Here is a 16,163-nt window from a genome sequence, read left to right as displayed (position 1 = left end):
TAAGCTTCGGTGCTGAAAACCGACCTTTTTGAACACGCACTTCATAAAACGGATGATCTTCCGTTAACCTTCATTCGCTTAAACAACAAAAAGCTCCCCCAAGGGAGCTTAGCGCACAAGCTCACGTCCATCATTATACGGGAGCCTCGTATGTTATTCAATCCATCCAGCCTGCAAATCCATTCATTTACTTACAACAACCATCACGCCTTACGCGCCCAGATGCCTTCCGCCTCTCTACCATCCACCATCTCAGCCAAAGATCCGCAAATGCTGCGGCAGGACGCGGAACGTGCCCGGCAAGACGCCGCCGAACTCGCCGTCCAGGTTCAGCTGAACCGGTCCCGGAGAGACGACCTCCATATAGTCGGTGCGGAAATGCACGACTCTCTTGTCGTTGATATGCTCGCCGCGCAGGGCCAGTGTAGCCACGCGCACGAACTCAGCCAGATTACACTTGCGCAGGGCAATGACGTCGAACAAGCCGTCGTCGATGCTCGCGCCCGGCGCGATTTTGTCGAAGCCGCCGACCGAGTTGCTGTTGGCAATGAGGAACACCATGAATTCGTCATGGATCGCCGGATGACCGCTGGCGTTGATGATGAGCTCCTGCGGCGTGAGGCTGACCATTTTCTCGATCCCCTTCAAATAATACGCCAGCTGCCCGATCATCGTCTTCAGCTTGCTTGGCACCTCATACGTAAGCTCAGTCAGCGTACCGCCGCCCGCAATATTGATGAAGTAACGATCATTCGCTTTGCCCACGTCAATCGGACGCGTCTCGCCCCGAATGACCAGGTCGCAGTACTCTTCCCAGTTCTTCGAGATGCCGAGTGCCCGCGCAAAATCATTCGTGGTGCCCAGCGGAAAAATACCGAGCGGCGGGAGGTTATCCCTGCCAGCCATCCCGTTAATGACCTCATTGAGCGTACCGTCTCCACCAGCTGCGATCACAAGATCGTACCCGCGTTCCACGGCATCTGCCGCTTCACGGGTCGCATCCCCCTCTCCGGTTGTTGCATGACAGGAGGTTTCGATGCCAGCACTGTCCAGACGGTCCAATATATCAGCAAGCCGACGCTTCATTTCCTCCCGGCCGGAGGTTGGGTTATAGATTAACCTTGCATTTCTCATTAACGATACGCCACCTACTTATGATTTCAAGGATAGAAGAAGAAGTTTGGCCTGCGACTCCATCCACTGCGGCAGCAGCGGATGCGGAAGCAAGGTTCTGCCTGAATATCGGCATTCAAGCCCCTCGAGGCGATCAGGTATCACCTTCTCCGTAAAATACCCCTCACTTAAAAAAAGCGGAGCTACGATCACATCGCAGCCGCGCTCCATCCATGCTGTCACCTTGTCCCGAACATCGCCGGGACTGAGTAAGGCATAATCTGCGCTTGTTCCGCTTACCTCGCTAACTCGCTGTGCCAAAGAGTTAATACCCTTTTCCCAGCGGCTGCGAAACAGATCATGCCGGCTGCCGTGTCCGACGAGAAGAATAACCTCCTTCGCCGGATTTACGGACAGCTCTTTTACCTTATCCCATACCATGGCTGCAATCTCGGGGTCATCGTCCATCGGTGTGCCAAAATGAACCCGGGACTGGACCCGAAACGGCGCCAGGTCCGTCTCCATGTCCGGAACGGCCTTCGCTCCTATAGCATAAGCTATTTCGTCGACATGTGTGCTGCCGGACGAGACAAATAGAGGAATGACCACAATGTCGGTGACACCCTGGTCTTCCAAGTCCGTAATGCCGTCCTGAATCAGACGGCCCTCTACCAATTCCAGGTACGAAGATACGACCGGTATATCCATATGAGAGGCCAGCTTCTGGACGGCTTCGTCCACCAGCGACACCCATTTCTGTTCACGTGAACCATGACTAATAACCAGCACACCCGGCTTCGTCATAAGTTTAACGTCCTAAACGCTCCAGCGTCATTTTATAACCGTCATTGCCGTAGTTCAGGCAACGCTTCACACGCGAAATCGTTGCGGTGCTGGCTCCCGTTTCTGCTTCAATCTGGTTGTATGTGCATCCCTTGCCCAGCATGCGCGCCACTTCCAGCCGCTGCGACAAGGACTGAATTTCGTTAACGGTGCAGAGATCATCGAAGAATACATAGCACTCTTCCACACTGCCCAGGGTTAATATCGCTTCGAATAATTGATCGATGCTTTTATCATTTAGCTTCTTTAATTGCACTGGATGATCATCCCCTATTGTTACTGTGTATAACACTCGCACTCCCATTGTACCCGAGCGGATATAGTATTTTCAAGCATTAACGATTTCACGCACTACAGGACAACCATTACCCAGAGGCAGCATCCCTTATACACGCTCACATTTCGCATCTCCAGTGCTCGCCAAAATCTTCCTAGGCTATCGCCCGATTCCGCTCCTATCCCGAAAATCGGGACATCCGCCTAAACCCATCGCCCGCCCGTGTCATACAGTATAGTATCTTAACTCAAAAAGGAAAGTGATATCATGACGCGTCATTCTCACTATTATCACCGTCGACCGACCAACCAGCGCTCCCTCATTGAAAATGAATCACTGCCGCAGGCGCCATCGTCATACCCTGGCATCTCTCCATACAGCGATTATCCGGAAGTGGGTGAAACCGCGTTATATCCATATACCGACGGTGTAACGGACATGGAGGCTTCGGCTTCGGCTCTGGCTCCATCCACGAATTCCGGTGGCGGTGGCCTGGCAGGTCTCCTTGGCGGAGGAGGCAGCAGCGGCAGCGGCAGTGGAGGCGGATTAAGCAAGCTCCTCGGCGGGCTCGGGGTCAACAATATGAGCGACGTTAAGGGACTCATCGACCGGATGGGCGGCATCGACGGCATCGTCAACAACATTGGCAAGGTACAAAAGGTCATGCAGGGCTTCCAGCAGCTTGCCCCCATATTCTCCGTGCTGGCAGGCGCACTTAAGAAGAAAGGCAAAAGCGGATCAAACACATTTACGGACCAGAATGAGGACGCCTACGAATACAGACCGAGAAGACGCCGCCGTTCCTCGGGAAGCCGGCGCCGCTCCGGATCGCGCAGAACATCCGGCAAAAGCAGACGTCGCCGTTGATTTATGTAGATCGGTAGGCTATAAACCCTACTGTGAGTCACAGAAACACCGCAGCCTCTGATCTTCGAAGGATATTGGGCACGATTGGTTTAGCAGATACGTTTGAAACTCACTATAGGCGGGATCATCCGAACCAACATACATCATGCAGCAGGCTTCAGTCTGTTACACTAGGCTGGAGCCATATCCTTTTATCAAATTATGCTATCCTCATCAGCGCGTCCAGTCCCCTTCGGGGCTGGCTTCTTTATTCTCGACGCTTTCGAGTGATTTTAACCGAAACCAATAGGAGCCGCGCAAACCGGAACGCAGCAGCATCATAATACTGCCCAGCAGGTACAGTACGGTCGGGATTCGCTTCATATGGGGATAGAACATCATGATGCTGCCTGCAATGAACAACAGGCCCGTCGCAATCTCGCTGATGACCATACCCACCTCATAGCGGTTCGTCACGGCCAGCTTTCGTTTTCGTTTCCAAGCCAAGCGCAGCATCCGGCGCAGCAGCCGGGAACGCAAAGGCTCATCTGGTTGACGCGATGAACGCTTCTTGGGATGTGGTTTGAGCCTGAGTTTCATATGCAGTCCCTCCTCAGCAAGCCTTTACCCCTTACAGAGGAACAAGAAACCTCAGCGATTTAGCATTCGTCATATGATGAAGGACAACTTTCCCCGCTCATCCGTTGACTTCTTGGCAAAGAATTGGACCCGTCGATACTCTGGCTAACATGCCTCTACTTCTGAATGGCATTACGATTTTCACGTCAAAAATAAACCTTATTATTTAAACCAGCCTCTGCGCATAAACCACATCACCATGCCCCCGCCAAGCACAAACATGAGAATCAGCACGAAGAAGTATCCGTAATGCCACTCCAGCTCCGGCATATTCTGAAAATTCATCCCATAAATCCCGGCAATTAGGGTGAGCGGCATGAAGATGGTCGTGATCACCGTTAATGTCTTCATGATGGTATTCATCCGGTTCGAATTCACCGATATGTAGCTATCCCGAAGATCCGCCGTCATTTCGCGGTCGGCCTCGATCATGTCCGCCAGCTTCAGCAGATGGTCGTAGATGTCGGAAAAATAAGCATGGTGCGCGTGGTGCTCCAAATGCTGCGAGTTCACGATCCGGTACAGCAAATCCCGCATCGGCACAACCGTCCGCCGCAGGCGAAGCAGCCTCGAACGCAGCGCAAACACCTGATTCATTAGCTCCTCGACCGAATCCTTCTCCCCTCGGCTTTCCAGATCGGCCAACTCGTCCTCGATGGCAAACAAGCTGGGAAAGTACTGATCCACCAGCTTATCCACGATCGTATAGGCCGTGAAGCTCGGACCGTCCTGGCCCAGCGGACCCTTGCCGGCGACCGAGGTCACGCGTTCCCAAGCGTCATTCATTTCGGGCAGCGCCTTTTCGTGGAAGGAGACAATAAACGAAGGTGCAAGAAACAGATCCACCTCGACAGCTTCCAGAGTATCCGGCTGAAGGGCATGCAGAACAAAAAACTGCATCTGTTCATAATAATCCAGCTTCGGCCGCTGCAGAATGTGCAGGCAATCCTCCACCGCCAGCGGATGAAAGTGAAAGTAGCTCTCCAGCATCCGGGCCTCCTCCGGCGTGGGCTCACTGAAATCGACCCAAATCCAGGCATAGTCCTCTATCCGAATCTCTTCGAGTGGAAGTCCGATTACGGCTTCGTTGCTTGGCGTAATAGATAACGTACGAATCATGATACGACTCCTTCCCTGCACTTTCGGTTTCGTTGAACAAAAAAAGCCAATCGATTCCTGATTGGCCCACTACTATCCATTATCTATGTGTAATTACGTTTTAGAAAAGAATTTTAAATATGATTCCTGCCAGTACAGCCGTAATCGGAATCGTAATAAACCAAGTCACAATAATGCGTCCTGCCAGAGACCATTTCACGGCGGAGAAGCGTTTCGCTGAGCCTACACCGAGAATTGCCGAGGTGATCGCATGGGTTGTACTGATCGGCAGATGAAGCAGCGTAGCCGAGAAAATGACGGATGCGGCCGAGAAGTCAGCTGCGAACCCGTTGATCGGCTCGATTTTGAAAATTTTCGTACCCATGGTCTTGATGATCTTCCAGCCACCGATCGAGGTCCCGAGCGCCATCGCTGTCGCTGCAGAAATTTTAACCCAGAGCGGAACTTCCATCTCAGTCAATTGACCGGAGGTGACCAGAGCAAAGGTGATAATCCCCATCGCCTTCTGTGCATCGTTGGTGCCGTGCGTGAAGGATTGAAGTGCTGCCGTAAAGATTTGCATCGTACGGAAGCCTTTATTCACCGTATGCGGGCTGTGTTTAGCAAAGATAACCTTGAGCAGCTGCATGACCAGATAACCGATCACAAAGGCAATGATAGGCGACAAGATCAACGCCAAGACGATATCCTTAAATCCGGCATAATTCAGCATGTCGCTTCCCGCGCCGACAAATACCGCACCGGCCAATGCCCCGATCAGCGCATGGGAAGAGGACGAAGGCAATCCGAACCACCAGGTAACCAGGTTCCAGATGATGGCTGCAAGCAATGTTGCAATAACAACCTCGATCCCGTTATCCAGCTTGGTCGGATCCGCGACGCTGCCGCCGATGGTTTTGGCAACCCCTGTGAACAGCATCGCACCGATGAAGTTCATACTGGCTGCAAGCAATATGGCTACCCGTGGTTTCAAGGCCCGGGTTGATACCGACGTTGCAATGGCATTCGCCGTATCATGAAACCCGTTGATGAAGTCAAATGCAAGCGCCAAAAAAACAACAATTACTAATACTAACATCGTTGTATCCATTGTTCAGGACTCCCTTACGAGTTGCGCATAATGATGGATTCCAGCATATTTGCCACGTCTTCGCAGGTGTCCGTGGTCGTTTCAAGACGTTCGTAAATCTCTTTTTTCTTGATCAGCAGAATCGGGTCAGAGACGGTGGCAAACAGATCCTTGATGCAGATGCGCAGCAGCTCGTCGCCTTGGTTCTCCAGATCGTTCAAGCGGATCGTGTACTCACGAATAGCCAGAAGTTTCTTTTGAGAGAGCAAATGAATGGCTTTCTGAATTTCGTAAGCCGATTGACGCAGAATTTCAGCAAACTGTACCATGTACTCGTCAGGTTTCCCCAAATTGTACATATAGAACCGGGATGCGGTTGCTTCCAATCCGTCCATCACATCGTCCATGCTGGTTGTCAGGTCCATAATATCATCGCGTTCGATTGGCGTGATAAACGTTTTGTTGAGCTCAGTAATGATGGTATGTGTATAGGTATCACACTGGGACTCGTATTTTTTCATTTCATTGGCAAATTCAAGCACATCTTGAAGATTGGAAACGTGCTGCGAAAAATAATCTGCGGCTTGTACCACCGTATCGGCCATATTCTCCAGCGTTTGGAAGAATATATCCTTCTTCTTCAATTTCATACTCTTAACCCCTTTTTTCGATAAATTGCCGCGAACGCCCTCAAAAGATAGACAACCTTGACTATCTTATCACATCCATGGCAGGGTGTGTATAGAAAAGTAACACTCAGAAATGTAAGGAACTAACAAAAAAGAAGATGCATGGATATCGCTTCAATTCTCCTGCCTATTAACATCTCCGTATGAGTGCAAATTATCCCGAATCGCATCCTCCATCCGCTACCTTATGCATCAAAGATTCGTGATGGTCACATGGCTTTCAAAAGAAGGCGAATTCGGCACAATGTTGAAATACGTCGTTCCCGGGACCAACGGCACTTCCTTGCCGTCCTTCACGAAACGGATCGCATCGCCCGCTGCGCGTACCCACTGCCCCTCGATAACTTCTCCGCGCTGGAACAGCATCGCTTTCCCGCCCGTTTCCACATTCACGGCAAGCCGGCCCACATCATCCAGCACTTTATGATCCGCCCCCAGCACGATTACATTCGCGGCCTCGAGCTGAACGTTATCGTTAAGATCCACATGCGGCGATCCGTTGACCCACCGTTTGTACGTATTGGTCGAACCGTCATACTCATAAGCCACCACATAACTATCCAGTAAAAATTTGATTTCTACCTTCTCCCCGGGTTCACCGGAAACAACCTCTACATGCGCCGTTCCCTCTGCACCATCGCCGCTTTCAGCCGCCGGCTCCGAATAGAACGAATATTGCGGCACTTTCACGTCGTTGCCATAATTAAGCTTGGCTGCTCCTTCACGGAGCTTCTCGTCGCTGGAATACAGATTATGCGGCGCTTTGCGTTCCTTGTCTCTCCAAAAATAAGAGCCTGCATTTCCGATCTCGTCCATATCCTGCTTGCCTTGCTTTTGGATGATGCTATAAGCTTCAGGGCTGCCGCCAGCATGTACAAGAACACCGCCGTAGCTCTCGCCTAGATTGATCAGATAAGGACGAATGCTGCGAATCGGCCCGATCTTCTCAATGCCGCTCTGGCTTTGAAAAATGCCGATCAAACGCGTGATCCCTCCCTCCGCCAGCACTTCATACACCATGTCCGCTTGTCCCAGACCCGACTGCGGCCTTGCCGCCGGGGCGTTATTGATCATAACGGCCAGCGGCCGCTGCGTCAGTGACGCTTCTAACGGCAATCCGGTCAGAGGTGCCTTATATGGAGAAGATGCATTCTCCTGAGGCACTTCCACTGGCTGCTCGATCGGAGCCTCCACCACCGGCGCCGGGACAGACTCTGCCTGCTGCTTACCACCACATCCGGACAGCAGCAATACTGCCGCCATCGACAACAAGCTTGTCCTCCATGCGAATTTCCTGAAAGACCCTTTGCTATGCATATTGTTTCCCCCTATGAACGCTCCCATTACTTATTACCCTAATTTCCCAACCTATTTTCCCAAAATTCCCAACCAACAATTCAACTTTAGTTTACATTTAATCACAAAATCCGTGCTTTGTCTGTATATAGAAGGGATACAATCCTTTAATGAATAACCTTGACAGCGTCGGTTTTTCTAATCGCTTTTTCCAAATTTCATTCCACTTGGTTAAGTTTCTTTCCTGATTCCAATACTCCTTTTCATCCCCGTCTAGTAACGGAAAATTACACGCTTTACCCATCTTCAACACACATTACACATTACACATTACGACGAGGTAAGAATTAACGAGTCGAATAAAAACCACTGATTTCCTATTTGAGAAATGAACTGCACCCCAAATGTTAGACACCATCTAACATTAGAGGTGCAGTTTTTCTATGGCTAAGTTTAGTTCAGACGAAAAATTACAAGCAGTTATACGTTATCAAAATGGAACGGAAAGCATGAAATCCATTACAAAGTCCATAGGACTCCATCCTACCGTCCTATTAAATTGGATTAGACAATATGATCATCATGGTGAAGAGATCTTTAAAAAGCGCTATACAGCGTATTCTGTACTGGATAAACTAGACGTATTTAATCATATGAAAGAATATGGACGTCTAGTAGTGAGACGGCTGCGGTATTTAATATTGCGAGTCATAGCACCATTCTAAGCTGGCAAAGAAGCTTAGAATTACATGGTCTAGATGCCCTATAACGAAAGAAAAAGGGGCGTTCATCCATGGAAAGAGATCCTAAACAACTGAATGATACAGGCCCTGTAGAGGGGTCTGTAGAGGCTTTACAAAAAGAGGTAGAACGTTTGCGTATGGAGAATGCTTATTTAAAAAAGTTGAAAGCCTTAGTTCAAAACAAGGAAAAATCACCAAACAAGACAAGGCGCAAGTAGTCTATGAACTAAGGAACGAATTTCCGGTGAAAGCACTCTTGCAGCTCGCAGATATCCCCCGTAGCACGTATTACTACTGGGTGAACACATTCGGTATGTCAGACAAAGATTCCGAGCTAAAAAACGTTATTCAAGCGATTTACGAGGAGCATCTGGGGCGTTACGGTTATCGCCGTATTCGAGACGAGATAGTGAATCGAGGTCACCATGTGAATAATAAGAAAGTGCAACGGGAGAAAAATTATATTTATCTCCCATTTTAGATCTTTATAATGGGGAGAGCATTACATATACAATCGGATCAAGACCAGTCTATTCCCTTGTTTCAACGATGTTAAATCAATCATTCCATCGATTAACGGATGAAGATACTCTTCTGATTCATTCCGACCAAGGCTGGAACTACCAGATGAAACAGTATCGTCTTCCCCTCAAAGAACGCGGTGTCAAGCAAAGAATGTCCCGTAAAGGTAACTGTTACGACAATGCCGTCATTGAGAACTTTTTTGGCATCATGAAGTCTGAATTTCTATATTTAAATGAATTTGAAAGTATTGAGCAGTTTAAAAAAGAGCTCTCGACATATATCGATTATTACAATCACAAGCGAATTAAAGCAAAACTAAAAGACATGAGTTCGGTCAATACCGAACTCATGCCCAACTAACCTGTCTAACTTTATGGGGTCAGTTCAAAATCAGTGGTTTATTATTGTTCAAAAAATTGTATATAATTTTACCAAGGCGCTGCAAATTGAATATCGAAGAAATAGTAGTTGTAAATTCTTTCATCCCAAAAGGTCGTTGAATCTTTCATTTCATATGCCCTTTGATCTTGGATATCCCAACTTTTAGAAGGTACATACTGAACTGATTGCTGCTTATTAGTTATGTTTCTACCTACCATTTTTTGGATATTAACAGTCTGGTAATTAATATAGTCCATAATCGCCTTTTGTCTCCAGTCACCTAACCAACTAATACTTGTATATCTACGATATTTACCTTCAACATATGTCACAACTGCTTTGTCATTCGAATCACCACCGACGGTGGCGTCTGCACCGAATATGTCATAAAGTGAATTTGCTACCCAACCGAGTGGTAGCAAGTTTACTAAATCCCCGATCCCTTGTCTTATCAGATGCTTATAAGCCTTTTTATATAATGCCTGACCTGCTGTACCACCCAACTCTCTAACGCCTGGGTCACTTATATAGTTAGCATAGTACATCCATGTATCTTTATACGAATAACCCTTGTATCCCGTATAATAAGAATCGTATTGATGTTCAAAACCGTTGATTGACACAGAACCTGGAATCAATTCAGGTGAATAAATCGTAACAGTGGTGTCTTCAAGGTTTCGATCCTCAATTTCTTTCATTAACTTTTTCAAATCTGTCTTCACTTCATCAGATATTCTGTTATCTTCGAGTACTGATTGAACGTTTTTAGTGGTAACTTCTTTCTCGGCCACCCCCAAAAAAGTATCCGGGTTTGTTTGCATGAGTAAACTAAATGGTTGTTCCGCCGGTGAATCTACTATTTCATAGAGAAAGCTATGTCCATCTTTTTTCTTAGCTTTGTACATAGTATTGGATGATATTCCCATATTTTGTTCTGTACTCACTTTAAATGAACCATGTCCTTCAAAATCTAAAAGGATATCATCTTGTGTAAGTGAATTTTCTATATTGCTCGATTCTGCCGAAACTAATCCAGCTAAAAAAGTAAAAGTAAGTGCGCCCACGAGAATAAACGAAGTGATTTTTTTGATCATTAGTTTTTCCTCCAAATTTTATTTTAGAAGGCTGAAAAGTATCTTAATCTAGCAACCGATTCAATATAAAAATCACTAAGTCGTAACCTATACCACACACCACCCTTCCTTTTTTTACAAATCAGCTGATGTTTAGCAGTGACTCCTAGTCACTTGAAAAGTTGATTCTATTAGTTATAACAACCAAAATTTAGGTAAAGTTACGAAATAATTATAAAAAAGTCAATGCAACACATACTGTCGCATTGACTCCGCATCTACAATTAAGAATTAGCATTTAAAAAATGGATATTATGTTGGCTGTTCAATTCCATTTTCAAACAGCCAAGTTGATAGTTGTTTAAAGACTTCCGTCTCTTTCCTCACAATTTTAAACTTTTTTTTATCGCTGATAATAAAACCGTGTTCATTAATATCCAAAAAATAATCTTTTGGTTTTCCATCACTATCGCGGTAGAGAAAAATTATCGCTAATGTAGTATTACCATTTCTTATGTTTTTGCTACCCAATGATCTCGTGTAAGAAACTGAGTCAAAGATACTCATCAATTGGTCAATTTCTGTGTTTTTGTCATTAAATTCGATCTTATAAGGTGTAATTTTATTTCCTTTCAAATAACTAAAGTAAATATTTTCTATTTGAGTTAAATGGGGAATGACGCTTTTAGCAGGTAAGCGAACAGAATAATAGGCAATAGTAGCAGACACTATTAAGAGAAACAGTATAAATGCAATCATTATCTTTTTAATCTTTTTCAACCAAAGCACTCCTTCCTCTTCCTTATTTTTTGTTTGTTCTTCTCTCTACTCGTGCTTCACATCTTTCCTCCTCCATCAATATCGGGAATATCCTCTGACTTAAATTTTCAATGTTCCCTCGATCGATGTCGCTCCCGATCCCCTCATCCGCACCTTTTATGATGCTCGATTCCGCTATAGATCCTCACGTTGGTCTAACTAATAAATGTTAGGACAGAAAATATATAATGGGAGGCTCATCGAAGGTCATTCAACTTCCTTAATAAGTTATTCACCTGACTTCTATGTTCACTCCGTATATAACAAATTGTAATCTCCCTAGAACAAACGAGTACACCATCTAAATATCAATGAAGAGCAAATGGGTCACAGCTATGGGGTTGAGAACAGCCTTTTCTTATTCAGCAATAATACCTCCTAACAAGGAACTGTATAATTATAAACGTATTACTTATTGAATTAGTTGGAAAAAATTATAAATATTATGTAACTGAATTGAACTATTAACCACTCCTAGTACCATACTCATAATCATTTTGACCCAGTTGTTTGTTTCAATAAGCTTTAGACAAATCATCTGATCTGCTAAGTGGATAAGTTCTTCTCCCAAGTTTGGGGGAAGATCATTAAGTCAAAAATACCACATAATTGGCAACTGTTTATCAGCATACGTTCTTGTTTTCAGGCGGATTTGTCAATCTTAATTTACATTTCACTCATCAATTTAGCTAAGTAGTCAAGTTTAATTTGGAAGATATCTTATTAATACGAAAAAGCTGCAATTTTATGCGGTTATCGAAGTCTATATGTTCTTGCCCTCACAACATCGGCATTGAGATCTCGCTTCATAGTATTATTTGATACAGACTTAATATTTACGATCGCAGCACTCTTTGAGGCACTCATTCCGAAACGTTCACAACTTTGTGATATTTATCACATGTAATGTGAATATTTTCACTTATAATAAAGACATAGAGAAGGTGATCACTTCCCAAGGCAACAAGAACTAACAGCAACGACATCAGAAACAACGCAATATCCCATTAATCCAAAAAATCAAAACTCATTCAAGGAGTGGTTTATATGTTTAACAACTGGCTGAGAACAAACAAATTTGCAATGTGGCTGCTGACTATCATACGGGTCTACATCGGTTATGAATGGCTGACAGCAGGTTGGGGTAAATTGACAGGCGGCGGATTTGACGCAGGGGGCTTCCTCCAAGGCGCGATTGCCAATGCAACCGGCGATCATCCAGCGGTACAAGGCTGGTGGGCAGCGTTCCTCGAACACGCGGCACTGCCGGGCGTGAAGCTCTTCAACTTCATCATCCCGCTCGGTGAATTCCTGGTAGGTCTCGGACTTATTCTTGGTACCTTCACCACCTTCGCTGCCCTGATGGGACTGGTCATGAACGCCGCGTTCCTCTTCTCGGGCACCGTGAGCACCAACGCCCAAATGCTGCTGCTTGAAGTGCTGATCATCGTCGCTGCGGCCAACGCTGGTAAAATCGGTCTCGACCGTTGGGTACTCCCTTACCTTCGTGGCCTGTGGAATAAAATGACCCACAAAACAAACCAAGATGAAGGTATAACGCCAACACCGCTTAAAAAACGCACCGCGTAAAGATAAAGCATCAAACACGAGATGATGGAGAACCATTCGGTTCTCCATCGTCTTTTTTCATGCCAAGAACCCATGCCAAATCCCGACCTTTGCGAATACTGTATTTAAATACAGTTTTTTGCAAATATGAATAATTTGTTAGGATGCGACATTAAATAGATCGTTGCTGTTTTTTTCTGCTTCCATCGCACTTACGAATTTCAAATTTGCAAAAATCTGAAAACAGAAAAAGAGAATGATTATTCATGGAGGAGTGATGCTGGTGTTAATTCAATGGTTGCAATCAAGCAAAATCGCAATGTGGCTGCTGACGTTCATTCGGGTGTATGTCGGGTATAAATGGTTGACGGCAGGCTGGAGCAAGTTAACGGGAGGCTTCGATGCAAGCGGATTTATGCAGGGGGCCATCGCCAAATCCACTGGTGAGCATCCCGCAGTTCAGGATTGGTGGGCCGTATTCTTGAAGCATGCTGCGCTGCCGGGTGTAAAATGGTTCAACGTCATCATTCCGCTAGGCGAATTCCTCGTCGGACTTGGCCTCATTCTCGGCACATTCACTGTGTTCGCCGCCCTAATGGGGCTCGTGATGAACACCGCGTATCTCTTCTCCGGTTCCATCAGCATCAATGGTCAGCTCCTACTGCTCGAATTTCTGATCATCCTCTCGGCTGCAAACGCCGGAAAGATTGGGATCGACCGCTGGCTCATGTCCTACCTCCAAGATAAATTCACCCGCAAAGCAAAAATCAGCAGTGACCCCTCCACTCTACAGAATCAGGCAGTCTGAAGGGCTTTAAAGCTAAATCAACACCGATGAACATTAGCTGGTTGCTATAACTAGAATCAAAAGCGGCTTGCTTCCTCTTCTGTAAGCTGCCGCTTGACTTCCCTCCTCTCAAAAAGTGGAGACTGACTCATTCTCACCGCTTAATCCGATTCCTCTTTGAGCTTTTTCATGCAAACTGCAGGTTACTGTTGGTGCTATTACTGTTGCTTCTCTACACAACTGCATACTGCTGCCGCCTGGCTGATGGTGCTGGTGCGGCAAACTGCTACTGTTTCTGTTAGTGCAACTGCTGCAAGCCTGTACGTCACTACTTCTGTTGGCTGTTAGTGCGTTGTGACACGCTGCTGCAACTAGTTTTGTTTAGTGCAAATGCTACTACTGCGCACTGTTCCTATTGCTGCGACTACTGCACTGCCACTGCTACTCGTATTGCTGCTGCCGCAATTACTACTATCGCTACTACGTGCTGCTGCATTTTTTTACTCATTGCTGAAACTGCCACTGCTACAGCTATGCTAGTACTACTACTGATTGCCGCGATTGCTTCTACATGGCTACTGTAATTCCTGTTGCTGCAACTGCTGCGGCTACCACACTACTGCACTGCTACTCCTATTGCTGCTGCAGCAAATTACTACTACTATCGCTGCTACTTCCTGCTACTCACTGCTGCTCACTGCTGCATTGTCACTTCCATTGCTGAAACTGCCGCTCCTGCAGCTATGCTGTGCTACTACTTCCTGCTGCATTGTTACTCATTGCGGAAACTGCCACTACTACAGCTATGCTAGTGCTAATACTGATTGCCGCGATTGCTTCTACCATCGCTCCTGTAAACTACTTATTGCTGCAACTACTCTACTACAACACTACACCATAATTGTAACTTTAACTGTACCTCTTAACTTCAACCGACGGGTGATCGCGGCCTCAAGCCCGATCATCCGTCTTTTGCTGTACGTTAACTGCGTCAACCCGTAAAATTTTTTATGATTTTTATCACGAATGTGATTTTAATCACATATATTGTGATTTATTTCACTTATAATAAAGACATGAAAGAGATGATCATCTTCCTAAAGAACAGCATCGCAGAACTTCAGCACATCCGAGAATTTGCAAGGAAGCTTTCATAAAAAAGAATTCATACTTTTAAGGAGTGGTTTATATGTTTAACAACTGGCTGAGAACAAACAAATTTGCAATGTGGCTGCTGACCATCATACGGGTCTACATCGGTTATGAATGGCTGACAGCAGGTTGGGGTAAATTGACTGGCGGATTTGACGCAGGCGGCTTCCTGCAAGGCGCGATTGCGAAGGCAGCCGGCGATCACCCCGCCGTACAAGGCTGGTGGGCAGCGTTCCTCGAACACGGAGCACTACCAGGCGTGAAGCTCTTCAACGTTATCATCCCGCTCGGTGAATTCCTGGTAGGTCTCGGACTCATTCTCGGTACCTTCACCACCTTCGCCGCTCTGATGGGACTGGTTATGAACGCCGCGTTCCTCTTCTCGGGTACTGTAAGCACCAACGCCCAAATGTTACTGCTTGAAGTGCTGATCATCGTCGCTGCTGCCAACGCCGGTAAAATCGGTTTCGACCATTGGGTACTCCCTTACCTCCGCGGGTTGTGGAACAAAATGACCCATAAAACAACCAAAGGCGACGGAACCACGCACACACCATTCAAAAAACAAACGGCATAACATAGTAGGTAACTGTAGTTAAAAAATTCTACCCTATTGATTAGACAGCCTGGCTTGAGCAATCAAGCCGGGTTGTTTTTTGTTATGGCAGCGTTCGAGCGTTGTTACATACAGCATTGCTTAACGAGTTTATACAACATTGTTTTTAACGAGTACATGAGACGCTGCTTAGCGAGTTTATACAACATTGCTTAACGAGTGCAGGAGAAACTGTTAACGACTTACAATTTTAGCGGACTCAGCGGACCTTATTTTGTCCAAAAGCACCATTTCTTTAACACTAACGGACCAGAGATCCGTTATTCACCGAAATAGGCCATCATTTTACGGATTATCCGCAACTTAACGGATCGTGTGTCCGATAAACCTCGCAATATCGTGCGTATAGCGAAAATAACGGATCTGAGGTCCGAAGAGTGTACTCATTCGAGCGCCGTCATACGTTTGAGCTTTGCATACATTTGAGCTTATGCTTGCGTTCGAGCGACGTACATTACGGCACACTGCTTAACGACTTACAATTTTAGCGGACTCAGCGGACCTTATTTTGACCAAAAGCACCATTTCTTTAACACTAACGGACCAGAGATCCGTTATTCACCGAAATAGGCCATCATTTTACGGATTATCCGCAACTTAACGGATC

Annotated in this window: 14 protein-coding genes and 1 pseudogene; 5 read left to right on the top strand and 10 right to left on the bottom strand. The window is 46.2% G+C overall.

Annotated features, from left to right (window positions below):
* Window positions 1–252: 252 nt before the first annotated feature.
* From ACOZB4_RS17770 to ACOZB4_RS17760, 3 genes are read right to left on the bottom strand one after another with little or no spacing between them, the layout of a single operon-like run.
* The gene (locus tag ACOZB4_RS17770) at window positions 253–1,134 is read right to left on the bottom strand and encodes a diacylglycerol kinase (RefSeq protein ID WP_379406768.1); all 882 of its coding nucleotides are present in this window, start codon (window positions 1,132–1,134) and stop codon (window positions 253–255) included.
* A gap of 18 nt (window positions 1,135–1,152) precedes the next feature.
* Window positions 1,153–1,917, bottom strand: a complete 765-nt coding sequence (locus ACOZB4_RS17765; protein ID WP_379406767.1) for a sirohydrochlorin chelatase — start codon at window positions 1,915–1,917, stop codon at window positions 1,153–1,155.
* Between the two features lie 4 nt (window positions 1,918–1,921).
* Window positions 1,922–2,212: a YerC/YecD family TrpR-related protein gene (locus ACOZB4_RS17760; RefSeq protein WP_053489879.1), complete on the bottom strand. Its 291-nt coding sequence runs from the start codon at window positions 2,210–2,212 to the stop codon at window positions 1,922–1,924.
* 288 nt (window positions 2,213–2,500) lie between these two features.
* Here ACOZB4_RS17760 and ACOZB4_RS17755 point away from each other — a divergent pair, with 288 nt between their 5' ends.
* On the top strand, window positions 2,501–3,100 hold the full coding sequence (locus tag ACOZB4_RS17755) for a hypothetical protein (RefSeq protein ID WP_379406766.1): 600 nt from the start codon (window positions 2,501–2,503) through the stop codon (window positions 3,098–3,100).
* Between the two features lie 213 nt (window positions 3,101–3,313).
* Here ACOZB4_RS17755 and ACOZB4_RS17750 read toward each other — a convergent pair whose 3' ends face one another.
* The 5 genes from ACOZB4_RS17750 to ACOZB4_RS17730 form a co-directional block, all read right to left on the bottom strand.
* Entirely contained in the window at window positions 3,314–3,679 is a 366-nt protein-coding gene (locus ACOZB4_RS17750; protein ID WP_076325558.1) for a YrhK family protein, read from the bottom strand.
* A 201-nt stretch (window positions 3,680–3,880) separates the two neighbouring features.
* Window positions 3,881–4,837, bottom strand: coding sequence for a magnesium/cobalt transporter CorA (gene corA / locus ACOZB4_RS17745; protein ID WP_379406765.1), 957 nt, complete (start codon window positions 4,835–4,837; stop codon window positions 3,881–3,883).
* 100 nt (window positions 4,838–4,937) lie between these two features.
* Window positions 4,938–5,927 (bottom strand): inorganic phosphate transporter, encoded by a 990-nt coding sequence (locus ACOZB4_RS17740; protein ID WP_076325560.1) that lies wholly within the window; start codon window positions 5,925–5,927, stop codon window positions 4,938–4,940.
* 14 nt (window positions 5,928–5,941) lie between these two features.
* A complete protein-coding gene (locus ACOZB4_RS17735) occupies window positions 5,942–6,556 on the bottom strand; it encodes a DUF47 domain-containing protein (RefSeq protein ID WP_053489885.1) in 615 nt (204 codons plus the stop codon).
* Between the two features lie 231 nt (window positions 6,557–6,787).
* Window positions 6,788–7,912 carry a DUF3048 domain-containing protein gene (locus ACOZB4_RS17730; RefSeq protein WP_379406764.1) on the bottom strand — a complete coding sequence of 375 codons (1,125 nt, stop codon included), beginning with the start codon at window positions 7,910–7,912 and terminating at the stop codon, window positions 6,788–6,790.
* A 422-nt stretch (window positions 7,913–8,334) separates the two neighbouring features.
* On the opposite strand from ACOZB4_RS17730, the pseudogene ACOZB4_RS17725 reads away from it, so the two are divergent.
* Window positions 8,335–9,519: pseudogene (locus ACOZB4_RS17725) on the top strand (IS3 family transposase).
* A gap of 68 nt (window positions 9,520–9,587) precedes the next feature.
* Here the strand turns inward: ACOZB4_RS17725 and ACOZB4_RS17720 are convergent.
* Both ACOZB4_RS17720 and ACOZB4_RS17715 read right to left on the bottom strand, forming a co-directional pair.
* Window positions 9,588–10,634, bottom strand: coding sequence for a hypothetical protein (locus tag ACOZB4_RS17720; RefSeq protein ID WP_379406763.1), 1,047 nt, complete (start codon window positions 10,632–10,634; stop codon window positions 9,588–9,590).
* Window positions 10,635–10,925: 291 nt separating this feature from the next.
* Complete coding sequence (locus tag ACOZB4_RS17715) at window positions 10,926–11,393, bottom strand: hypothetical protein (RefSeq protein ID WP_379406762.1); 468 nt, start codon at window positions 11,391–11,393, stop codon at window positions 10,926–10,928.
* 1,086 nt (window positions 11,394–12,479) lie between these two features.
* On the opposite strand from ACOZB4_RS17715, the gene ACOZB4_RS17710 reads away from it, so the two are divergent.
* From ACOZB4_RS17710 to ACOZB4_RS17700, 3 genes are all read left to right on the top strand, one after another.
* On the top strand, window positions 12,480–13,022 hold the full coding sequence (locus ACOZB4_RS17710) for a DoxX family protein (RefSeq protein ID WP_379406761.1): 543 nt from the start codon (window positions 12,480–12,482) through the stop codon (window positions 13,020–13,022).
* A gap of 262 nt (window positions 13,023–13,284) precedes the next feature.
* Window positions 13,285–13,809 (top strand): DoxX family protein, encoded by a 525-nt coding sequence (locus ACOZB4_RS17705; protein ID WP_379406760.1) that lies wholly within the window; start codon window positions 13,285–13,287, stop codon window positions 13,807–13,809.
* Window positions 13,810–14,977: 1,168 nt separating this feature from the next.
* Window positions 14,978–15,517 carry a DoxX family protein gene (locus ACOZB4_RS17700; RefSeq protein WP_076325572.1) on the top strand — a complete coding sequence of 180 codons (540 nt, stop codon included), beginning with the start codon at window positions 14,978–14,980 and terminating at the stop codon, window positions 15,515–15,517.
* Window positions 15,518–16,163: the final 646 nt, after the last annotated feature.

This window comes from Paenibacillus sp. NPDC058898 (genome assembly GCF_049316025.1).
GTDB lineage: Bacteria > Bacillota > Bacilli > Paenibacillales > Paenibacillaceae > Paenibacillus_AQ.
Note: the sequence above shows the minus strand (reverse complement) of the source record. Positions and strands in the feature narration are given on the sequence as shown.